At 68.7% G+C, this 20,576-nt stretch carries 19 protein-coding genes; 11 read left to right on the forward strand and 8 right to left on the reverse strand.

All coding sequences use genetic code 11. The features are described 5' to 3' along the window. Positions 1-116: 116 nt before the first annotated feature. Together ASF08_RS04745 and ASF08_RS04750 are read left to right on the forward strand one after the other, a co-directional pair. The gene (locus tag ASF08_RS04745) at positions 117-2,276 is read left to right on the forward strand and encodes a TonB-dependent receptor (protein WP_056141995.1); all 2,160 of its coding nucleotides are present in this window, start codon (positions 117-119) and stop codon (positions 2,274-2,276) included. A gap of 154 nt (positions 2,277-2,430) precedes the next feature. Continuing rightward, positions 2,431-2,670: a hypothetical protein gene (locus ASF08_RS04750; RefSeq protein WP_018043860.1), complete on the forward strand. Its 240-nt coding sequence runs from the start codon at positions 2,431-2,433 to the stop codon at positions 2,668-2,670. A 157-nt stretch (positions 2,671-2,827) separates the two neighbouring features. Here the strand turns inward: ASF08_RS04750 and ASF08_RS04755 are convergent, their stop codons facing one another. Together ASF08_RS04755 and ASF08_RS04760 are read right to left on the reverse strand one after the other, a co-directional pair. Continuing rightward, positions 2,828-3,202 carry a DUF6481 family protein gene (locus ASF08_RS04755; protein ID WP_018043861.1) on the reverse strand — a complete coding sequence of 125 codons (375 nt, stop codon included), beginning with the start codon at positions 3,200-3,202 and terminating at the stop codon, positions 2,828-2,830. Positions 3,203-3,416: 214 nt separating this feature from the next. Beyond that, positions 3,417-3,626, reverse strand: a complete 210-nt coding sequence (locus ASF08_RS04760; RefSeq protein WP_018043862.1) for a cold-shock protein — start codon at positions 3,624-3,626, stop codon at positions 3,417-3,419. Positions 3,627-4,273: 647 nt separating this feature from the next. Between ASF08_RS04760 and ASF08_RS04765 the strand changes: the two genes are divergently transcribed. From ASF08_RS04765 to ASF08_RS04785, 5 genes are all read left to right on the forward strand, one after another. Next, the gene (locus ASF08_RS04765; protein ID WP_056142082.1) at positions 4,274-6,211 is read left to right on the forward strand and encodes an autotransporter assembly complex protein TamA; all 1,938 of its coding nucleotides are present in this window, start codon (positions 4,274-4,276) and stop codon (positions 6,209-6,211) included. 176 nt (positions 6,212-6,387) lie between these two features. Continuing rightward, positions 6,388-10,683: a translocation/assembly module TamB domain-containing protein gene (locus tag ASF08_RS04770; protein ID WP_443136800.1), complete on the forward strand. Its 4,296-nt coding sequence runs from the start codon at positions 6,388-6,390 to the stop codon at positions 10,681-10,683. Positions 10,684-10,829: 146 nt separating this feature from the next. After that, a complete protein-coding gene (locus ASF08_RS04775) occupies positions 10,830-11,486 on the forward strand; it encodes a DUF47 domain-containing protein (RefSeq protein ID WP_056142001.1) in 657 nt (218 codons plus the stop codon). Positions 11,487-11,491: 5 nt separating this feature from the next. Continuing rightward, positions 11,492-12,499: an inorganic phosphate transporter gene (locus ASF08_RS04780; protein WP_056142004.1), complete on the forward strand. Its 1,008-nt coding sequence runs from the start codon at positions 11,492-11,494 to the stop codon at positions 12,497-12,499. Positions 12,500-12,884: 385 nt separating this feature from the next. Beyond that, the gene (locus ASF08_RS04785; protein WP_056142008.1) at positions 12,885-14,561 is read left to right on the forward strand and encodes a methyl-accepting chemotaxis protein; all 1,677 of its coding nucleotides are present in this window, start codon (positions 12,885-12,887) and stop codon (positions 14,559-14,561) included. A gap of 99 nt (positions 14,562-14,660) precedes the next feature. Here the strand turns inward: ASF08_RS04785 and ASF08_RS04790 are convergent, their stop codons facing one another. After that, positions 14,661-15,035 (reverse strand): hypothetical protein, encoded by a 375-nt coding sequence (locus ASF08_RS04790; RefSeq protein ID WP_056142009.1) that lies wholly within the window; start codon positions 15,033-15,035, stop codon positions 14,661-14,663. Positions 15,036-15,125: 90 nt separating this feature from the next. Further along, on the reverse strand, positions 15,126-16,748 hold the full coding sequence (locus ASF08_RS04795; RefSeq protein WP_018043869.1) for an ABC-F family ATP-binding cassette domain-containing protein: 1,623 nt from the start codon (positions 16,746-16,748) through the stop codon (positions 15,126-15,128). A gap of 154 nt (positions 16,749-16,902) precedes the next feature. Here ASF08_RS04795 and ASF08_RS04800 point away from each other — a divergent pair, with 154 nt between their 5' ends. From ASF08_RS04800 to ASF08_RS04815, 4 genes are all read left to right on the forward strand, one after another. Beyond that, positions 16,903-17,403: a peptide deformylase gene (locus ASF08_RS04800; RefSeq protein WP_056142085.1), complete on the forward strand. Its 501-nt coding sequence runs from the start codon at positions 16,903-16,905 to the stop codon at positions 17,401-17,403. Continuing rightward, positions 17,400-17,825, forward strand: a complete 426-nt coding sequence (locus ASF08_RS04805) for a hypothetical protein (RefSeq protein ID WP_244474455.1) — start codon at positions 17,400-17,402, stop codon at positions 17,823-17,825. The genes ASF08_RS04800 and ASF08_RS04805 overlap by 4 nt, the downstream gene beginning before the upstream one ends. Positions 17,826-17,935: 110 nt before the next feature. Further along, positions 17,936-18,244 carry a hypothetical protein gene (locus tag ASF08_RS04810; protein WP_056142016.1) on the forward strand — a complete coding sequence of 103 codons (309 nt, stop codon included), beginning with the start codon at positions 17,936-17,938 and terminating at the stop codon, positions 18,242-18,244. A 206-nt stretch (positions 18,245-18,450) separates the two neighbouring features. Continuing rightward, complete coding sequence (locus ASF08_RS04815; RefSeq protein WP_244474456.1) at positions 18,451-18,636, forward strand: hypothetical protein; 186 nt, start codon at positions 18,451-18,453, stop codon at positions 18,634-18,636. A gap of 90 nt (positions 18,637-18,726) precedes the next feature. Here ASF08_RS04815 and ASF08_RS04820 read toward each other — a convergent pair whose 3' ends face one another. The 4 genes from ASF08_RS04820 to ASF08_RS04835 all read right to left on the reverse strand — a co-directional run bounded on the left by ASF08_RS04820 (position 18,727) and on the right by ASF08_RS04835 (position 20,538). After that, a complete protein-coding gene (locus ASF08_RS04820; protein ID WP_238254168.1) occupies positions 18,727-18,963 on the reverse strand; it encodes a hypothetical protein in 237 nt (78 codons plus the stop codon). 131 nt (positions 18,964-19,094) lie between these two features. Beyond that, entirely contained in the window at positions 19,095-19,367 is a 273-nt protein-coding gene (locus ASF08_RS04825) for a hypothetical protein (protein ID WP_156629461.1), read from the reverse strand. A gap of 340 nt (positions 19,368-19,707) precedes the next feature. Beyond that, positions 19,708-20,193, reverse strand: coding sequence for a DUF2934 domain-containing protein (locus ASF08_RS04830; RefSeq protein WP_056142018.1), 486 nt, complete (start codon positions 20,191-20,193; stop codon positions 19,708-19,710). Between the two features lie 84 nt (positions 20,194-20,277). Continuing rightward, positions 20,278-20,538, reverse strand: a complete 261-nt coding sequence (locus ASF08_RS04835; RefSeq protein WP_018043877.1) for a hypothetical protein — start codon at positions 20,536-20,538, stop codon at positions 20,278-20,280. Between the last annotated feature and the right edge of the window lie 38 nt (positions 20,539-20,576).

A 20,576-nucleotide genomic window follows, 5' to 3' on the forward strand; every position in this document is an offset into this window, starting at 1 on the left:
GCGATGATGCGCATCGGCCACAGTCGGGTTTCAACCGCGACGCGGACCATATCTCCCCTTGCCGCATGAAACGCACTCAGCAATGAAACATTATAACATAGTGATTTCGGGGCGTGATGCGGATGAGACGATCGAGGATCTGGCTGGCCGGGACGATGCTGTCCGGTGCGGGCCTCACATCCGGCGCGATGATCGCCCCCGCCGCGGCCCAGCAGGCCGAGGTGACGCTCTCGGAACTGAGCGTGACCTCCGCGAGCCCGATCCTCCCCGCCCCCGGCCCTTCCGCCGCAGGGGGCTTTCCCACCGGTGTGCTGCCGGTCGTCGGCGACAGTCTCTCGCCCGTCACGGTGGTCACCCGCTCCGAGATTCAGCGCAACCAGCCCCGCACCCTCGGTGACGCCCTCTCCGACCGCCCCGGCATCTCGTCCTCGACCTATGCGCCCGGAGCGGCTTCGCGGCCGATCATTCGCGGCCTCGACAACGCGCGGGTGCGGATCCAGGAGAACGGCATCGTCAATGGCGGCGTGTCCGATCTCGGCGAGGACCATGCGGTGCCGGTCAACCCGCTCACCGCAGACCGGATCGAGGTGATCCGCGGCCCCGCGACCCTGCGCTACGGCTCGGGCGCCATCGGCGGCGTGGTCTCGTCCGAGAACAACCAGGTCCCCACCTTCATCCCGGCCCGGGGCGTCTCCGGCCAGGTCACCACCGGCTATTCCAGCGGCGATAACGGAAGGCTCGGCGCGGCGAGCGTCGATGCCGGGGCCAACGGCATCGCGGTCCATGCCGACGGCTTCAAGACGGCCACCGATTCCTACGCCATTCCCGGCGGCATCCAGCGCAACTCGGCCACCGAGACGCAGGGCGGCTCCATCGGGATCTCGGCCATCGGCGATCGCGGCTTCGTCGGCGTGTCGTTCAGCCACTACGAGGCGATGTACCAGATTCCCGGAGGCGACGCGGAGGAGGCCCGCACACGGCTGACCCCGAACCAGGATCGCGTGCTCGCCCGTGGCGAGTATCGGCCGCTTCAGGGGCCGTTCGAGGTTCTCCGGTTCTGGGCCGGCGGGTCGGTCTACCGCCATGAGGAGATCGGTATCGCGCATGAGGGTTCCGGGGGGGCGAACGGCCTCGAGGGCGTGCAGGCGATCTTCAAGAACCGCGAGGTCGAGGCCCGGTTCGAGGCGCAACACGTGCCGGTCGTCACCGCGCTCGGCACCCTCACCGGCGCGGTCGGTCTGCAGACCGGCCGGCGCGTCCTCAATTCGCAGCTCGAGAGTTTCCTGCCGGCCACGGAATCGCGTTCCCTCGCCACCTACCTGTTCGAGGAACTGGCGGTCGGGGGCGGCCTGCGCTTCCAGGCGGCGGGCCGCATCGGGAACGACCGGCTCAACAGCACCGCCACGCTGTTCCCCGCCGACTACCTGCCCAATGGCACGGATCCGTCGAGCTCCGCGCTGACGCGCCGCTTCGCCCCCAAGAGCCTCAGCTTCGGCGCGCTGCAGGACCTGCCCTACGGGTTCGTGGCGAGCGTCAACGGCTCCTATGTCGAGCGCGCGCCCACCAGCTACGAGCTGTTCTCGCAGGGGCCGCACGATGCCACCGCGACCTTCGAGATCGGTGACCCGACCCTGAAGCTGGAGCGCGCCCGCACGGTGGAGCTCAGCCTGCGCCGGGCCGAAGGTCCCCTGCGCCTCGACGCCACCGGATACGTCACGCGCTATACCGGCTTCATCTACCGCCGGGATACCGGCAACCGCTGCGACGACGATTTCGCCTCCTGCGGCAGCGGCGACGAGTTGCGCCAGATCGTCTACTCACAGGCCACCTCGACCTTCTACGGCGCCGAGATCGGCGCGCAACTCGACATCCTTCCCGTCGGCGACGGCTGGGCCGGGATCGAGGCGCAGTACGATTTCGTGCGGGCGCAGTTCGACGACGGTTCCTACGTTCCGCGCATCCCCCCCCATCGCCTGGGTGGCGGTGCTTTTCTGCGGGCGAATGGCTGGTTCGGCCGCGTGAACCTGCTCCACGCCTTCGACCATACCGAGATCGCGCCGTTCGAGACACTGACGCGGGGTTGGAACGATCTGCGCGCCGAGCTGGCGTATACGCAGTCCCTCGATCCGGTGATCTACGGTGCCAGCGAGGTGACGGTGGGGCTCCAGGGTCGCAACCTCCTGGATGACGACATCCGCAACTCGGCCTCGTTCAAGAAGGATGAAATCCTGCTGCCCGGCCGCAACGTCCGGCTGTTCCTGACGGCCCGGTTCTGAAGCCGGTCCCGGTCCCGTCAGGGGACCGGAACGGTCTGGCGCCGGACCGTCGTTCGCCGTGTCGGACAGTTAACTGCCCGCTCGGCGGCAAACCGTGCTAGAACACGGCCAACCCCGCACGAACCCGTGCCCTGGGCAACTCCATGAGGCCCAAGTGGCGAATGCGTTCAAGAGTGGTGCGTCTCAGTCGCGTACCACCAACGATTTCAACGAGCGGGCCAAGCAGCTCTCCGAGCGTCTCGGCGCCATCGAGAAGCCCGCGCAGATGAAGCGCGGCAACGCTCCGCGTCGTTCGTTCAAGGCCGGCCCCCGCCCCGAGGCGGATACGGAGCCCAAGGGCGAAGTCGAGACGACGTCCGAGAAGGACGAGGGCGAAGCCGAGAACGAGGCCTGACACAGGCGCTCTCGCCCGACTTCGGCGTGAGCCTCGGCGACGACGCGAAAGGGCCCGGATAGAAGCACCGGATACGAGATCCGGTACAACCATCCGAGCCCTTGGCGGTCATCGAGACGACGAGGCCTCCCTTGCGAGGGATGGCCCATCCAGGCCTTCAGCGACGGGCCTTGGCCTTGCGAGCGGCATAGCGCGCATCGCGCTGGGCCTTCTTCTCGGCCAGGTCGATCGCCTTGCGCTCGGCGGCGAGACGAGTCTCTTCCTCTTCGCGGGCGATCTGGGCGGCGAGCTCCGCCTCTTCGCGAGCGCGCTTCTCCTCGGCAGCCTTCTTTTCGGCGGCGATGCGGGCGGCTTCGCGTTCGCGAGCCCTCTCGTCCCGGGCACGGGCGATTGCGGCGCGGGCCTGGGCCTTGGCAATCATTTCCGGGTCATCCGCCGGGGGACGGGCCTTGAATTTTTCCAGCAGCATCTGCTTGGCGCTGGCGGAGTTCTTACGGCGGTCGTCGAAATTCCTGTAGTCGAAGGCGCTCATCTGACCTTTCTCGGGTGGTGCGTCTCGGCCCGTTCCGCGAGCGGAAGCGCGCGGCGCTGAGCCTTGCTGTGAATCATCGAAGGACGGAATCGAATCGGATAGCCCAATGACTCACGATTCGGCCGGAATCAACTGAAGCCGCCCATGGCAGGGCGGCTTCTTATGCATGTGTTGAACAAAGGCCTCACCGGGAGGGCCCTCGTTCGTCCAGACCTCAGGCCGCCTGGAGGTTGCCGGCGGATTGCTTGCCGGTGCGGCGGTCGTTCTCGATCTCGTAGGACAGCTTCTGCCCCTCGATGAGGTTGCGCATGCCGGCGCGTTCCACGGCCGAGATATGGACGAACACGTCCTTGCCGCCGTCATCCGGTTGAATGAAGCCGTAGCCCTTGGTCTCGTTGAACCATTTCACGGTGCCCGTGCTCATGGATATGTCCTTCTCGCCGTCGGGAGGAACGCGATTGCAGGGGTCGCGCCCTCGTCTCGAATAAAGTGTGGAGGGGCCTCTCGGGCCGCGGTTACGCTACGCGCGGCCGACAGGGCGCAGGGTCTCGGAGATGCGATGGGATCGAAGCGACGGCCCGCGGCAGTTCTGCAGCGACTGCTGGGCGTGCGACCCGGAATGAACCGGCAGGGGATCGTTGAAGACAAGGTCCGATAGGTGAAAGTTAGGGTGCCTGCGATTCTCAGACAAGGCTCCCGGCCGTTCCGGGTTCCCGACATGGCCTGCGATTTCCATCGCGAAAGCGAGCCGACTGAATGACGGACGGGTTCTGCGGCGCGGACATGACGGGGCCGGGCTGCGGCACTGCCTGTGGTTGCCCTCGCCGGGGGCGACGGCTAGGCTTGCCACTCTGCGACATGGGGCGAGGAACGACCTTAACGACCCGGTGAGGGGTCGTCACGGAAGGTTGACCGGCATCGAAGCGGGGGCGGGATGACGGAATCGAAGGTGGGCGGACGAACCGTCGGGGTTGCGCCGTGGCGGATCACGAGGGCGGGTCGCGCTTCGTGATGTCGGGCATGCAGAATTCCAAAGGCAGGGGTTTGAGACACGGCTGCGCGGGCGTGGCCATGGCCGTCCTCGGCGGTGTGTCGATGGCCGCCCTCGCCTCCTCCCCGGCCGTCGCCTTCGACCTGTTCGGCCTGTTCGGCTCCGAGGAGGAGCCGCCGGCGCCGAGCCGCGAGACGCTGCCCTATTCGGTGAAATTCCAGGGGCTCGAGGACGACGACGTTCTGCAGGCCCTGCAGGACACCTCCACGCTCTATCGTCTGCGCCAGGACGCGCCGCCCGATGGCGAGGGCATCGTGCGGCGGGCGGAGGCGGACCTTCGCCGCTTGTCCGACGTGCTCTCCGGCTACGGTTACTACCAGGGCAAGGTCGCCATCCGCATCGACGAGGTCGAATTGTCGGGCGAGGCCTCGGTGGCGGCTGCGGCGCGGGCCGCCGAGGGCGGCCGGAACCGGGCCTTGGTGCCCGTGAAGATCGTCGTCGATGCCGGTCCGCTCTACAAGCTCCGCACGGTGGCGGCCTCCGATCCGCGCGGCAACGATTTCCCGTCCGAGGTGTTGCCCGAGCGTTTCGTCCGGGTGGGCGACGACGTCCCCGCCCGCTCGGCCACCGTGCTGGCCCGCGAGGCGAAGATCGTCGATCGCTTCCGCGCCCTGGGCCATCCCTTCGCCAAGGCGGTCTCGCGCGATCCGGTGGTGGATGACGCCGCCCATGTCATGGACGTCCGCTTCACCATCGATCCCGGCCCCATAGCGGGGCTGGGCGAGGTCGCCGTGCGCGGCACCACCGGCATCGACCCGGCGGTGGTGCGCTCCTTCATCTACAGCGAGCCGGGCGACCCCTATTCGCCCAAGGCCGTGGCCGACATCCGCCGGTCCGTCGCCAAGGTCGAGGCCTTGGGCTCGGTCCGGGTGCGCGAGGGCGAGGCGCTCGACGCGCAGGGCAACCTGCCGATCTTCGTCGACGTGACCGAGCGCGACCGCAACCTGATCGGGGTCGCGGCCCGCTTCTCCACGGTCGATGGCCCGGGCATCCGTGCCTATTACGCCAACCGCAACCTGTTCGGCGGCGGCGAGACCCTGCGGCTCGACGCCGACATCTACTATCTCGGCAACGACCTCTACGCTGCGCAGCGCAAGGCCGCCGGGATCGATTCGAACGGGTTGGGCGGCCGGATCTCCGCGACCTTCGTCAAGCCGGCTTTGTGGGGCACGCGCAACGATCTCGTGGCCAATGTCTTTGCGGGCCGCGAGGCCCAGCAATCCTACGTCTCGGACGCGGCCGGCGGCACGATCGGCATCCGGCACCGGTTCTCCGACACGTTCTACGCGCAGATCGGCATCGACGGTCAGGCCGGCCGCTCGCAGGACGCGCTCGGCAAGGTCGATTACCGCCTCGTCGGCGTGCCGCTGTCGGTGGCCTACGATTCCACCGACAACCTGCTCGACCCGACGCAGGGGTTCCGGGCCACCGCCTCGGTGACCCCCTATGCCGGGTTCCTCGGCTCGGACCCGTCGATCTTCGTCGCCAAGGCGCAGGGCTCGACCTACTACGCCATCGACGACGAGGCCCGCTACATCCTCGCCGGCCGCATCGGCTTCGGTTCGATCTCGGGCGCGAGCCTCGAGGACATCCCGGCCAATATCCGCTTCTTCGCCGGCGGCGGCGGCTCGGTGCGCGGCTTCCCCTACCGGACGCTGGGCCCGCGCGGGCCGTTCAACCTGCCGGTGGGCGGGCGCAGCCTCCTCGAAGCGTCGGTGGAGGCGCGGGTCAAGATCACCGACACGATCGGGATCGTGCCGTTCTTCGACGCCGGCACCGCCTTCGAGGGCAGCCTGCCGGATTTCGAGGAGCGCATCCGCTACGCGGCGGGCCTCGGCCTCCGCTACTATACCGGCATCGGCCCGATCCGCGTCGACGTGGCGTTCCCCCTCGACCGCATCAAGGGGAACCGCGAGCGTCCCGTGGCCCTGTACATCAGCCTGGGGCAGTCGTTCTGATGGAATTTTTCGGACGGGTTTCCGGTCGGTGCGCATCGACCCTCCCCCCTCTGCGGGGGAGGGTGTCTGCGGAGCAGGCGGGAGAGGGGACGACCTCTCCGAATGCGGCGCTCCCCTCTCCCGACCCGCTTCGCGGGCCACCCTCCCCCGCAAAGGGGCGAGGGAGAACGCGCGTCATCGTGGCCGTCATCGGCCTGACCGTCTGCATCGCCGTTCCCGCCACCCACACCCGTGCCGACGACGGCGAGAAGACCGTGCTCGGCGGGCTCCTGTCGAAGGCTTTGTCCACGCCGGGCTCCCAGGTGTCCATCGGTGCCGTGGACGGGGCGCTGTCTTCCAACGCCACGATCCGCGACGTGGTGATCAGCGACCGCAACGGCGCCTGGCTGAAGCTCGACAAGGCGCGCCTGGTCTGGAGCCGCCTCGCCCTCCTCTCGGGTCGCCTGCAGGTGGACAGCCTGGAGATCGGCCGCCTCGAAGTGCTGCGCCGTCCCCTCCCCGCCCCGGTCTCGGCGACGCCGGAACCCGATGGCTCGCTGCTGCCCGAATTGCCCGTGAAGGTGGAGATCACCGCCTTCAAGCTCGCCGAACTCGTCCTCGGCGAGACCGTCGCCGGTCAGCCGGCGCGCCTGTCCGCCGAGGGGAAGGCCAAGCTCGGCGCCCCGTCCGAAGGGCTCGACCTCGACCTGTCCGTGCGCCGCCTCGACGCCACCGGGCAGTTCGTCGCCCGCCTGCTCTTCGTGCCCAAGGGCGAGAAGCTCGAGGTGAAGACCACCCTGGTGGAGGCCGCCGGTGGCCTCCTCTCCAAATTCGCCAATCTCCCCGGCGAGCCGCCGATCAACCTCGATCTCGACGGACGCGGCACCCTCGATGCCTGGAACGCCCGGCTCGATTTCGATGCCGGCCCCGATCTCGGCGCCAAGGGCACGGCCCGCATCGCCCGCGCCGGCGCCGACCGCTCCCTCACCCTCGACCTCTCCTCGCGGATCGAGGGCCTCCTGCCCGGCCCGGCGGCGGCGATCTTCTCCGGCACCACCAAGCTCGACGGCGCCCTGCGCTTTGCCGATAACGGCGCGTTCGGCATCGACCGCCTCGCCCTCGCCTCCCGCACCGCCCGCCTCGACGCGTCGGGCGGCCTCACGCCCGACCGGGTCGCCGACTTCACGATCTCCGCCCGCGCCGTCCCCACCGAGGGCAGCGTCACCAAGGCGGCCAATGCCGAACTCGACACCCTCGTCTTCGACGGGACGGTGAAGGGGCCGATCGCGCGGCCACGGGTGAATGGCGACCTCAAGGCGGCGGGCCTGCGCGCGGACGGCAACGTCCTCGAACGGATCGCCGCCAGCCTCGCCATGGAACCCACGGGCGGCGATCCCAGCGCCACCCGCTTCGCGCTCCGTGCGGATGCCAATGTGGAGGGGTTGAAGCTCGCCGACCCGGCCCTGCGCCGGGCGGTCGGATCGCGCGGTGCCTTCACCTTCCGGGGCACGCTCCAGCCCGACGGCGTGGTCGATGTGGCGGCGTTCGATCTCGACGCGCCCACCGCCACGCTCTCCTATGCCGGCCGCGTCGGCCAGAACACGCTCACCGGCACGCTGAAGGCGGGGCTCGCCGACCTCTCCGCCTTCTCCGATGTCGCCGACCGGACTCTGGCCGGCAGCGTCGCCGTGAAGGCGAATTTGAGCGGGGACCCCGCCCGCAAGGCAGTGACCGCCGATGTGGACGCGACGACAAAGGGACTCGTCCTCGGCCTGCCGGCCCTCGACCGGCTCCTGGGCCGCGAGCCACATTTCTCGGGCAGGCTCTCGCAGGTCTTCGACGGCTACAGTTTCGACGGCGTGAAGCTCGACGGCGCCGAAATGGTGGCTCGGCTGGAGGGCAAGGCCACGGCACGCCTCGCCGACGCCAAGCTCCTGGTGGACGTGAAGACCCTCTCGGCCGTCGATCCGCGCCTTGCCGGCCGCGCCCTCCTCGACGGTCGGCTCTCCGGAACCCTGGAGAAGCCGGACCTCACCGCCACCCTCACCGCCGCGGACGGACGGGCGCTCGGCCGCCCGATCCGGGACGTGCGCGTGGCCGCGACGCTCAAAGACCTCACCGGGGCGCTCGACGGAACGATGGCGCTGGGCGGCGAGATCGGCGGCAAGACCCTGCGCGGGGACGTGCATCTCGCCCGCACGGGTGCGGATTGGTCCCTCGACCGGCTCGCGGTGAATCTCGGCTCGGCCACCCTCGCCGGCAAGGCGGCCGTCGATGCGGCGACCCTCCTGACTCAGGGCAGCGTCACGCTCTCGGCCGCCAATCTCGACGACCTGTCGCCGCTCGCCCTCACGCCGCTGGCCGGAAGCCTCGACGCGACCGTCGCCCTCTCGCGCGAGGGAGGACGCCAGGACGCGTCGGTGAAGGCGAAGGGCGCCTCCCTGCGCTCGGGCGAGATAGGCCTCGCGCAGCTCGACGCCGATCTCACCGGCCGCGATCTCCTCGCCCATCCCGTGGTGGACGGGCGAGTCAATGCCGACCGGGTCATCGCCGCCGGCGAGTCCATCGACACCGTGCGCCTCCTGGCTGTGGGGTCGCCCAATGCCAGCGACATCACCCTCACCGCCAAGGCGCGTGGGTTCGATCTCGACGGTGCCGCCCGGCTGGTTCCGGCCGAGGCCACGCGGATCGAGCTGTCGCGCTTCTCCGCGTCACGCGGCAAGGACCGCCTGGCCCTGGCCGGTCCCGCCACGATCACCCTCGACAAGGGCTCGGCCCTCATCGACGGTCTCGTCATCGCCGCCGGCACCGGGCGGGTCAGCCTCGCCGGACGGGCCGGATCGAATCTCGACCTGAAAATCGGCATCCGGGCGCTGCCCCTGGCGCTTGCCCGTATCGCCTCACCGAGCCTCGCCCTCACCGGCACCCTCGACGGGGACGCCGATATCCGCGGCACGGCCTCACGGCCGGAAGGGCGCTATGCCCTGTCGGTGGCGAAGGTCGTGACGCCGGAGACGCGCAAGGCCGGCCTGCCGCCCATCGACGCCAAGGCGAGCGGCACCCTGAGCGACGGCCGCGCCGGGATCGAGGGCCGGGTCTCGGCCGGTCGCGGGGCCGAGCTGACGCTTGCCGGCTTCCTGCCCGTCTCGGCGGGCGGACCCATCGCCCTGAAACTGCGCGGCACCTTCGATGCGGCCATGGCCAACAGCCTGCTCAGCGTCGGCGGCCAGCGAGTCGCCGGCCGGATCGCCCTCGACGGGGGCGTGTCGGGCACCCTCGACGCGCCCCGTGCCGAGGGTGCCGCCACCCTCTCCGGCGGCAGCTTCACCGATCCGCTCCAGGGCATCGCCCTCAAGCAGATCGAGGGCCGCGTCACCGGGCGCGGCGATACCCTCGTGGTGGAGCGCCTCACCGCGCAGACCCGGAACGGCGGCGGCCTCCAGGCCAGCGGCCGCGTGGCCCTGGACCCGAATGGCGGGTTCCCCGGCACGTTCAAGATCACCGCCGAGCGGGCCGAGCTCGTCTCCAGCCCCATCGTCACCGCCACCGCGAGTCTCAACCTCGCCTTGAGCGGTCCTCTGGCGCGGACGCCGAAAGTGTCGGGGCGGGTCGACCTCGTCTCCGTCGACGTGACCGTCCCCGATCGCCTGCCCGCCACGGTGCAGCCCCTGCCCGGCGTGCGCCGGGTCAATACGCCCGCGGACGTGCGGGCGCGCGTCGATGCGAAAGCCGACCGCAAGGCGAAGGTCGCGGCTCTGGGCAAGCGCAGGAAGGCGCCTCCACCCTTCGACGCGACGCTGGACGTGGCCGTCCATGCGCCGAACCGCATCTTCGTGCGCGGGCGCGGCATCGACGCGGAACTCGGCGGCGACCTGCGCCTCACCGGCACCTCCCGTGACCCGGTGGCGGTGGGTGATTTCGCCATGCGCCGCGGCCGTCTCAGCATCATCGGCCAGCGCCTCGACTTCACCCGCGGCCGCCTCGCCTTCAACGGTGAACTCGCGATCCCCGATCTCGACTTCCAGGCCGAGACCAAGGCCGCCGAGGTGACCGCCCGCGTCGCCGTGACCGGCCCGGCCAACCAGCCCGACTTCGTCCTCACCTCCGACCCGTCCCTGCCGCAGGACGAGGTGCTGTCGCGGCTGCTGTTCAAGAAGGCGGCCGGGGGGCTGTCGCCGTTCCAGGCGTTGCAGCTCGCCCAGGCGGTGTCGCAGCTCTCCGGCGGTGCCGGCGGCCCGGACGTGTTCGAACAGGCCCGCAAGGGCCTCGGCCTCGACAGCCTCGACGTCTCCACCGGCGCCAGCGGCGGGCCGGCCCTGGGGGCCTCGCGCTACCTCAGCGACCGTCTCAGTGTCGGCGTGAAGGCGGGCGCCAAGCCGCAGGATACCGCCGCCACCGTGGATTACGACGTGACCCGCCGCATCAAGATCCAGGGCGAGGCCGGCAGTGACGGCCGCACCGCCGTGGGGGTGGGCGCAGAATGGGAATATTGACGGCGTCGGAGCGAATGACCGGCACCGGAGCGGCCTCGAAGACGTTACCGACCGGCAGGACTCTTAAGGCCACGGTGGCACGACGGCTGACATAGCCTGCCGTGCCGAACGGAGAGTGCCCGCCACATCGGGAAGGGGCACGCCGAATGATGGGCTGGTTTCGGGCCTTGATGCCGCGGGAGGATCGCTTCTTCGACCTGTTCGAGCGCCATTCCCAGACCCTCGTCGCGGGTGCGGAGGCGCTCCAGGGCGTCCTGAAGGGCGGCGACGGCGTGCCGGACTACTGCCAGGTGATCGTCGACCGTGAGCATGAGGCCGATGCGATCACCGCGGAGGTCCTGCTCGCGGTCCGGCGCAGCTTCATCACCCCCTTCGACCGCGGCGACATCAAGGACCTGATCCAGTCGATGGACGACGCCATCGACCAGATGAACAAGACCGTGAAGACCATCGCCCTCTACGAGATCCGCTCCTTCGAGCCTCTCATGCGCGAGATGGGCGATACCGTGCTCGAGGCGGCGCGTCTCACGGCCGAGACGATCCCCCTGCTCAACGCCGTCGGCACCCATGCGGGACGCATCAACACCCTCACCGAGCGCATCACCCGCGTCGAGGGCCGCTCGGACGAGTTGCAGGAGCGTGGCCTCAAGGCCCTCTACCGCGCCCATCGCAAGGATGGTGGCGACGGCGACACCATGGCCTACATCATCGGCGCCGAGATCTACGGGCACCTGGAGGATGTGGTCGACCGGTTCGAGGACGTCGCCAACGAGATCAGCGGCATCGTGATCGAGAACGTGTGACGGGCATGGACGCCGCCTCCCTCGCGCTGCCGGCGCTGGCCGGCCTCATCGCCGTCGCCCTCTTCTTCGACTTCCTCAACGGCCTGCACGACGCGGCCAATTCCATCGCCACCATCGTCTCGACCCGGGTGCTGCGCCCGCAATACGCGGTGCTCTGGGCGGCGTTCTTCAACTTCATCGCGTTTCTGTTCTTCGGCCTTCACGTGGCGCAGACCCTGGGGACCGGGATCGTCGATGCCGGGATCGTCGATCCGCGCGTCATCCTGAGCGCGCTGGTCGGCGCCATCGCCTGGAACATCGCCACCTGGGTGCTCGGCATCCCGTCGAGTTCTTCGCACGCCCTGGTCGGTGGCCTCGTCGGGGCGGGCGTCACCAAGGCGGGGCTCGACGTCGTGGTCTGGTCCGGCCTGTCGAAGACGATCGCCGCCATCGTGCTCTCGCCGCTCGTCGGATTCCTGCTCGCCCTCCTCCTTGTGCTGATCGTGTCCTGGACCTGCCGGCGCGCCACGCCGTTCGGGGTCGACCGGAGCTTCCGCCTCCTGCAATTCGTCTCGGCCTCGCTCTATTCCCTCGGCCATGGCGGCAACGACGCCCAGAAGACCATGGGGATCATCGCCGTGCTGCTCTACTCGCAGGGGCATCTGGGGAGCAGCTTCCACGTGCCGCTCTGGGTGGTCCTGGCCTGCCAATCGGCGATGGCGCTCGGAACCCTTCTCGGCGGCTGGCGCATCGTCCATACGATGGGCTCGAAGATCACCCGCCTCAACCCGATGCAGGGCTTCTGCGCCGAGACGGGTGGCGCCATCACCCTGTTCCTGGCAACCTGGCTCGGTATCCCGGTCTCGACCACGCACACCATCACCGGCGCCATCGTCGGCGTGGGCGCGGCCCGCCGGACCTCGGCGGTGCGTTGGGGCATCGCCGGCAACATCGTCGTCGCCTGGGTCCTGACCCTGCCCGCCGCGGCCCTCATCGCGGCATGCTGCTACGTCCTGACGGGCTGGCTCGCCTGAACGATCTCGCCCGGCGCGCTTGGAGCCCTGACGCCGCGAACCTCCGCGCGAGACCTCTGTGCGCGTGGTCGGGGGAGATCAGGCACGACTCACGCTACCGCTGCTGCACGGGGATTGGCGGCAAGTCGTGATGCTCATGGATACTGAAACAGTTTCGCGGTAACGTTTTCGTGAGTTTGGCGTGACAATGCATGGCTTGTCGTTATTCAAGTTATCGAGGGGAATTCGAGTTTTTATTTAGGTGTCTTGGAATACGCGACCGTTCAGGGAAGATAAATATAAATCACTTTCAAGACGAATTATATTGCACGCAAGTAGTCATGGAATATTAAATAAGACTCTCTATCCGGTTGATATTGCCGTATCGTTTGGGGGGGTATAAGTCATGCGTTTGTCGGTCAAGACCATGCTGATCGGTCTGTTCAGCATCGTCGTTTCGATTTCGGCCGCGCAGGGCTTGGTGGCCCTATACAAGCTCCAAGACATCGGCACGAAGATCGACGTGCTGGTCGACAATGCCGTGCCGTCGGTGACTCAGGCCGACAAGATCAACCGGCTGGTGCTCCGTGTCCGCACGACACAGCTGCGCTACCTGACCGCTCCCAACAGTACGGTCGAACAGGCCGATCTCAAGCTCGCGAATGAGCTGATGCTGGAGCGCAACAAATCGGTTGAAGACTACAAGCCCCTGATCACCGGAGCGGATGAGAAGGCCGCCTACGACGATCTCACCGCCAGGATGGAGATTCTGAAGGCCGATTGGAGGAAGCTCCGTTCCATGCGCGAGACCGACAGGGACCAGGCGCTGAGCTTCTTCCGCGAAGGCAACCACGCGAATTATCGGGCGGTCGCCGACGCGGCCACCCGTCTGGTGGAGATTAATGTGGCGGCCGCCAACGCCGCCGGAGAGGCGGCGCGCAGCCAGCAGGCCGAAGCGATCCGGATCTCGGCCATCATGCTCACGGTCTGCCTCGTGATGGCGGTCTCGGCCATGATCTTCTCGTTCCTCGGCGTGGCCCGCCCGATCGAGCGCATGACCCAGGCCATGCGTCACATCGCCAGCGGTGACGAGACGACCGCCGTGCCCTCCATGGGCCGCCGCGACGAGATCGGCGAGATGGCCCAGGCGGTGGAAGTGTTCCGGACCAACCTGATCCGCACGCGTCAGCTCGAAGAGGACACGGTCCTCGCTCGGGCTTCCGCCGAGGAGCAGCGCCGGGCGGGCATGCGCAAGATGGCCGAGGATTTCGAGACGGCCGTCGGCGGCATCATCGGCATGGTTTCCTCTTCGGCCACCGAGCTTCAGGCCACGGCGCAGGCCATGACGGTGACGGCGACGCAGACCGCGTCGCAATCCACCACCGTCGCCGCCGCCGCCGAGGAAGCCGCCGTCAACGTCAACACGGTGGCCGCCGCCGCCGAGGAACTCGGCACATCGGTGCAGGAGATCGGTCGGCAGGTTTCGAGCTCCGCCACTCTCGCGCAATCCGCCGTCTCCGAGGCCGACACCACGGCGGTGCTCGTGCAGGAACTCAGCGGCGCCGTCAGCCGGATCGGTGACGTGGTGAGCCTGATCTCGACCATCGCCAGCCAGACCAACCTGCTGGCCCTCAACGCCACCATCGAGGCCGCCCGCGCCGGCGAGGCGGGCCGGGGCTTCGCGGTGGTCGCCGCCGAGGTGAAGGAACTGGCCAACCAGACGGCCCGCGCCACGGAGGAGATCTCCCAGCAGATCGGCTACATCCAGGGCGCCACCGGCCAAGCGGTCTCGGCCATCGGTTCGATCACGACGCGGATCCGCGACATCAATGCCGTGGCGACTGCCATCGCGGCGGCGGTCGAGCAGCAGAGCGCGGCGACCCAGGAGATCGTGCGCAACGTCTCGCAGGCCTCGGCCGGTACCAACGAGGTGACGAGCAACATCGCCGGCGTGGCCAGTGCTGCCGAAGAGACCGGAGCCGCCGCGAGCCAGGTGCTCGGCGCCGCTGGCGAACTGTCCCAGCAATCCGAACATCTCACCGGAGAAGTGCACCGCTTCCTCGCCACGGTGCGGGCCGCCTGACCCGACTCCACCGCGCGGACCTGCAAACGGGTCGGGCTCGCGGGAGCCCGGCCCGTTCTCATGTCGACCGACCGGGTTCACCCCCGGAGGGCGAAACCCTCACCGTCCGTCGGCCACTCTCTGTCCCGTCTCGCCGTAGCCGAGGCGGGCTCCCTGGCGGTTGACGCTTCCGAAGCGCAGGACGGCCTGTTCGAGGTAGTCGATCGCATCGATGAGGGCATCCCGCGCGGCCCCGACCGTCTCCTCGCCGTCCTCGGGCGGCGTCTCGGCGAGATTGACCGCGGCGATGAGGACCCGGTCACGCTCCTCTTCGATGCGGCGGTCGCGTTCCACATGTCCGCGCACATCGGCATCGAAGGCCTCGACCACCGCCCAGGGCAGTGCGTCCTTCGACGACGATGCGTCGAACGCGCGGGCCTTGCGCCGGGCCTGCGTGGCCGCCGCCCTGACGATGTCGGCAAGCTTGGCATCCATGGTCGGTCTCCTGGGGTGATCGGGTTCGAGGCGCTTTGGTTGCCGTGCATCCCCTCGCCCCGCCCGCGGGGAGAGGGGGAAACCAGCCGCTCAGCTCCTCAGCCCCGGTGCCTCCTGGCCGGTGCGCGCGACGTATTCGGTGTAGCCGCCGCCATATTGATGGATGCCGTCGGCGGTGAGTTCGAGGACGCGGTTCGACAGGGCGGCGAGGAAGTGCCGGTCGTGGCTCACGAACAGCATCGTGCCCTCGTAGTTCGCGAGCGCGGTGATGAGCATCTCCTTGGTGCCCATGTCGAGGTGGTTGGTCGGCTCGTCGAGGACGAGGAAGTTCGGTGGGTCGAACAGCATCTTGGCCATGACCAGCCGGGCCTTCTCGCCGCCCGAGAGCACGCGGCAGCGCTTCTCCACGTCGTCGCCCGAGAAGCCGAAGCAGCCGGCCAGCGCCCGCAAGCTCCCCTGCCCCGCCTGCGGGAACGAGCGCTCCAGGTCCTGGAATACGGTGAGCTCGCCGTCGAGGAGGTCCATGGCGTGCTGGGCGAAGTAGCCGAGCTTGACGCTTCCCCCCACCGCGATGCTGCCGTCGTCGGGCGGGGTCGAGCCGGTCACGAGCTTGAGCAGGGTCGACTTGCCGGCGCCATTGATGCCCATCACGCACCAGCGCTCCCGGCGGCGGATGGAGAAGTCGAGCCCCTCGTAGATGGTGCGGCTGCCGTAGCGCTTGTGCACGTTCTTGATGATGACGACGTCGTCGCCGGAGCGCGGCGCCGGCTGGAACTCGAACGCCACCGATTGCCGGCGCTTGGGGGGCTCCACCCGCTCGATCTTGTCGAGCTTCTTCACCCGGCTCTGCACCTGCGCGGCGTGGGAGGCCCGCGCCTTGAACCGCTCGATGAACTTGATCTCCTTGGCGAGCATCGCCTGCTGGCGCTCGAACTGCGCCTGCTGGTGCGTCTCGTTGAGCGCCCGCTGCTGCTCGTAGAAGACGTAATCCCCCGAATAGGTGGTGAGGGTGCCGCCGTCGATCTCGATGACCTTGGAGACGATGCGGTTCATGAACTCGCGGTCGTGCGAGGTCATCAGCAGGGCGCCCTCGTAGTTCTTGAGGAAGGCTTCCAGCCAGATCAGGCTTTCGAGATCGAGATGGTTGGAGGGCTCGTCGAGGAGCATCACGTCCGGGTTCATCAGGAGGATGCGGGCCAAAGCCACACGCATCTTCCAGCCGCCCGAGAGCTTGCCGACGTCGCCGTCCATCATCTCCTGGGAAAAGCTCAGGCCCGCCAGAACCTCGTAGGCCCGGCCCTCGAGGGCGTAGCCGTCGAGCTCCTCGAACCGGGCCTGGACCTCGCCGTAGCGCTCGACGAGGGCATCCATCTCGTCCATCCGGTCCGGATCGGCGAGGCCGGCCTCGATCTGCTTCAGTTCTGTGGCGACCACGCTCACCGGGCCGGCCCCGTCCATCACGGCGGAGACGACGGAGCAGCCGGCCATCTCGCCGACATCCTGGCTGAAATAACCGATGGTGATGCCCCGGTCGGTGGCGACCTGGCCCTCGTCGGGCTCCTCCTCGCCGGTGATCATCCGGAACAGGGTGGTCTTGCCGGCGCCGTTCGGCCCCACGAGGCCGACCTTCTCGCCCTTCTGGAGCGCGGCCGACGCCTCGATGAAGACGATCTGCCGTCCGTTCTGCTTGCCGATTTTCTCGAGGCGGATCATGCGCGCATCGGTGTCCTGAGATGTGTCCCGCGGCCTTACGGCATGGAGCGCGGAAGCGGAAGGCGGGCGCTCCCGCCACCATGCGTCGCGTTTGGACACCGCCCGGTCGATCGCGTATCCACGCCCCAGCCCATTCCGTGAGGTGCCCTGCCCCGTGCCGGTCCAGTCGCTGATCCTCTATCCCGATCCAAGGCTGCGCTTGGCCGCCGAGCCGGTCACCGTGTTCGACGACGCCCTGCGGCGGGATGCTGGGGAGCTGGTGGAGGCCCTCTCCCGCGTCTCCGCCATCGGTCTCGCCGGGCCGCATGTGGGCTGGATCGCCCGGGTGGTGGCCCTGCGCCTGGAGCCGGGCACGCCGGCTTCGATCTACGTCAATCCGCAGATCACCTTCGCGTCGGACGAGACCGCTCCCCAGACAGAGGGCAGCGTCTCCATGCCCGGCGTCACGGACGTCGTGGAGCGGGCGGTGACGGTGCGGCTGCGCTACGACGACCTCGACGGGACCGGGCACGAGATCGAGGCGGAGGGGTTCGAGGCGGCCTGCCTCCAGCACGAGATCGACCAGCTCGACGGCATCTTCTGGATCGAGCGCCTGTCGCGGCTTCGGCGGGAGCGGGCCGTGAAGCGCTATGCCAAAGCGAAGCGGGCGGCATGAGAAACGGGTATCGTCGCCACCTGCCGGCAGCCGTGATCCTCGCCGTCGCGGCAGGATGCCCGCGCGCCGAAGCGCAGCCGGCCAAGCCCCCCGCTCCCCCGGTTTCCGCATCGGCCTCGGCGCCCGCGATCGGCTGTCCGTCGCTCGCCAATCTGCGTCTTCTCCTTCGGCAATCGGGGGGCGACGCGAAGATCGCGGCGGCGACCCTGGCCGATCCCAAGGCCGATCACCTGAGCTGCAACCTCCTCGGCCGCGATACGGTGAATGCCATCACCGACCACGCGGCGCTCAACGGCAACGAGTACGATTGCGTCGGCGTCACCGGGACCAGCATCTGTTCCTGGACCATCGCGGGAACGGTCGTCCCGGTCGATCCCGCGCGCGCGGCCAAGAAGGCGCCTCCCGCCAAAGCCAAGCGCTGACGGCCGATCCTGAACCGCCACAGGTGGCGGACGGCTCATCGGTCGCGGCCGCCGATGCCCCGGGCGCCCTATATTCCCGCCGCTAAAGCAACGCTGGAGGAGGTCACGCCATGATGCCGCAGAAGCGCTGGGGATTCGTCATCCTGCTCGTCATGGCTGCGACGAAGGCGGCCTCGGCCGGCGATGCCTCGCCGCGCGACGTCGTCGCCTGCGATACGTTGGTTCAACTGCGTGTCCTGATGGGACGGACGCCATCCGATCCTGCCGCGGCATCGGCCGATCTCTTCGGTCATCCCGGATGCCGCCGAATAGCCCGTGATCGCGTCGGCGTTCCCGAGCACCGCGCCATGATCGGCGGAGCCCCGTTCGAATGCCTCGCGGTGACCGGGGAGGCCTCCTGCCTCTGGATCATGCCGTAGGCGTCGATTCCTGCCGAAGTCGATTCCTGCCGAAACCGGATCTTCGGTGGATAATACCGATGCGCTTTCCGTCGATCCGCCCTAACTTGGCCGTAACGACGGGGGCGGAAATGATGGGCGGAATGGCCGGATCGTGCGGTGGGACTTCGGCGGTGCGTCGACGAGGCTGGATCGTCGGAATCGCCGTTGTGGGATTCTTGGGAATCGTGTCCCCGACCCATGCCGAGGCCCCGATCAAGAGCCCTCAGGACGCCGCCTGTCGCAACGAGGCGCGCGCGAAGGTGTTCGTCACGCCCGACCCGGGTGGGATCGGGCTCTACGCCATCGGCCGCCAGATCTACTCGGCCTGTATGGCGCGCTCGCAGCCCCGCACCGCTCGTCGGCGGCGCTAAAAGTGCCTCACGAAACTACCGATCACGGTCGGTTCTCGCTCCGGCCATGAAGGCGGAGCGGGAGTTTTGTGAGAGGCACCGAGCTGGTGATCAGACGCTGCGCGGAGCGCCGATGCGTGCCCGCAGACGCAGGCGCAGGTTTTCGTTGGCCGTGGCGTCCGCATCCACCGCGAACATCAGCCGGAGCAGCCGGCTGATCGGGGTCGTGCCGTCCTCGACTGCGGCCTCGACCTGGTCCTGGAGCGCCATCCGCTCGTAAGGACGCTGAGAATCGAAGCTCGACTGGGCCTGCTGCGCCATGGTCTGCGTTCCGTCGCTCGGGGTCATTTTCCCCGGGCGGTTGGCTACGCGAAGACGTCCGCCTCCGCCAGTCCCTTTCGTCGACTATTCATAGACGACGACCGGTTCTGACGCATTTGTGTCATGTGTGGCTTGCAGAGCGGTTCCAGACAGGACGCTCAGCGCGGGACGATATGGAGCCCGTCATCGGGGAGCAGGTTGCGCGCCGGACCACCGGTCTGCTGTCCGCGCCCCTGCTGGTAATAGGGCAGTTCCGGCCGGCGGTCGTTGTCACTGCCCGAATCGTATTCCCAGGCCTGGTTCCAGGGCGCGCGACCGCCCACGCCGATGCCGCCGGTGGAATCGACCTTCCGCAGCACCGGCCGCTCCCGATAGGGGCCGGCCCCAGCCTCGGCAGTCGAAGAGGCGGCGACCAGGGGCACGGCCATCATCGACACGGCGAACAAGGCGGAGAGGGCGGAGAGGGCGGTCGTCATGGCGGGCCTCGAAAGGGTGGGCCGGGAATCGGCTCGCGTCGATGCGATGACCGTATAACGGCAAAGGTTGTCGCGCCGTTCCCCGCGGGCTGCCTCTCCCTCCCCTCTCGGCATCTCCCCGACCCGGATCCCGCGCTCCACGTGATCGGTCACGATCGCCACCACCGCCTCGCCTGGCGTCCTCGATGGCGGGTGCTCTCGGGGACCGGTTCGGCCGCGGCCCCTGAACCCCGTGGCGCAAAAAGAAGCCCGACGCCCTGCGAGGGGCGACGGGTTTGAACGGTGCCGCTCGGTGTCAGTGGACGGTCGCGGCGGATTCCATCGGGGCGGCAGCGCGCGGCTTGGCGACCCTGAGCGGCTTGGCGGCCGTGGTGGTGCTCGACGCTGCCTTGGTCGCCTTGGAAGCGGCAGGCGCCTCGGTGGAAGCAGACTTAGCGGAAGCAGTCTTGGTGGAGGCAGGCTTCGCCGATGCGGATTTGGCGCTGGCCGTCCTGGTCCGGCGCGGCGTGGTCTCGGACGGCCGGGCGACGGCCTTTTCGGCAACGGCCTTGGCGGCGGTGCCTGCACTGCGCGAGGCGCGGGGCTTCAGGGTCTTGGCCGGGCTCGGTGCCAGGCTGAGATCGGCGGTCACGGGCTGAACGTAGACCGGCGCCGTGAGGCTCACTGCACGCAGCTCGGCCTCGGCCATCAGCCAATGCTCATCGGCGCGGCCGAACACCCGGCCCTCGCCTTCCCAGATGGAATAGGCGCGCTCGCGCACCTGCTGTTCGAAAGGGATCATCCGCGCTCTCCTCGTGGGTGGTCGCCCCGATGGAAGCGGAGGTTGGTTAATCTCCGGTTAATGCCGCGCTGCACCGAGGCCGTGTCAGTCCTGCGAGAGCCGCCTCGCATTGGCGCGGACCTTCCGGCGGTATCCCGTGACCATGCTCTGGGTCGAGCCTCCGGTCGCCATGAGCAAGGCCGCTTCGCCGGCCGCCATGATCTTCTCGCTCACCATGCGTTGCGCCTCGATCTGCGCGGCCGGTCCGCCGAGGGACAGCTTTGCGAGGCGAAGGCCGATCACCTGCTGCGATTCCATCGCGAGCAGGGTCGCATCCATGCCGAGCTTCCACCACGCACCGAACATGTCAGTCCTCTCTGCGCCGCCGGGCGCGCCGGCCGCGC

Origin of the sequence: Methylobacterium sp. Leaf85 (genome assembly GCF_001422125.1) — a bacterium.
GTDB classification, from domain to species: domain Bacteria; phylum Pseudomonadota; class Alphaproteobacteria; order Rhizobiales; family Beijerinckiaceae; genus Methylobacterium; species Methylobacterium bullatum.

What these genes read in the sequence shown, in the direction of transcription:
- ASF08_RS04745 (WP_056141995.1), top strand. Translation starts at nt 117, where the DNA reads ATGCGGATGAGACGATCGAGGATCTGGCTGGCCGGGACGATGCTGTCC.
- ASF08_RS04755 (WP_018043861.1), bottom strand. Translation starts at nt 3,202, where the DNA reads ATGAGCGCCTTCGACTACAGGAATTTCGACGACCGCCGTAAGAACTCC.
- ASF08_RS04760 (WP_018043862.1), bottom strand. Translation starts at nt 3,626, where the DNA reads ATGAGCACGGGCACCGTGAAATGGTTCAACGAGACCAAGGGCTACGGC.
- ASF08_RS04765 (WP_056142082.1), top strand. Translation starts at nt 4,274, where the DNA reads ATGGCCGTCCTCGGCGGTGTGTCGATGGCCGCCCTCGCCTCCTCCCCG.
- ASF08_RS04775 (WP_056142001.1), top strand. Translation starts at nt 10,830, where the DNA reads ATGATGGGCTGGTTTCGGGCCTTGATGCCGCGGGAGGATCGCTTCTTC.
- ASF08_RS04780 (WP_056142004.1), top strand. Translation starts at nt 11,492, where the DNA reads ATGGACGCCGCCTCCCTCGCGCTGCCGGCGCTGGCCGGCCTCATCGCC.
- ASF08_RS04785 (WP_056142008.1), top strand. Translation starts at nt 12,885, where the DNA reads ATGCGTTTGTCGGTCAAGACCATGCTGATCGGTCTGTTCAGCATCGTC.
- ASF08_RS04790 (WP_056142009.1), bottom strand. Translation starts at nt 15,035, where the DNA reads ATGGATGCCAAGCTTGCCGACATCGTCAGGGCGGCGGCCACGCAGGCC.
- ASF08_RS04795 (WP_018043869.1), bottom strand. Translation starts at nt 16,748, where the DNA reads ATGATCCGCCTCGAGAAAATCGGCAAGCAGAACGGACGGCAGATCGTC.
- ASF08_RS04805 (WP_244474455.1), top strand. Translation starts at nt 17,400, where the DNA reads ATGAGAAACGGGTATCGTCGCCACCTGCCGGCAGCCGTGATCCTCGCC.
- ASF08_RS04810 (WP_056142016.1), top strand. Translation starts at nt 17,936, where the DNA reads ATGATGCCGCAGAAGCGCTGGGGATTCGTCATCCTGCTCGTCATGGCT.
- ASF08_RS04820 (WP_238254168.1), bottom strand. Translation starts at nt 18,963, where the DNA reads ATGACCCCGAGCGACGGAACGCAGACCATGGCGCAGCAGGCCCAGTCG.
- ASF08_RS04825 (WP_156629461.1), bottom strand. Translation starts at nt 19,367, where the DNA reads ATGATGGCCGTGCCCCTGGTCGCCGCCTCTTCGACTGCCGAGGCTGGG.
- ASF08_RS04830 (WP_056142018.1), bottom strand. Translation starts at nt 20,193, where the DNA reads ATGATCCCTTTCGAACAGCAGGTGCGCGAGCGCGCCTATTCCATCTGG.
- ASF08_RS04835 (WP_018043877.1), bottom strand. Translation starts at nt 20,538, where the DNA reads ATGTTCGGTGCGTGGTGGAAGCTCGGCATGGATGCGACCCTGCTCGCG.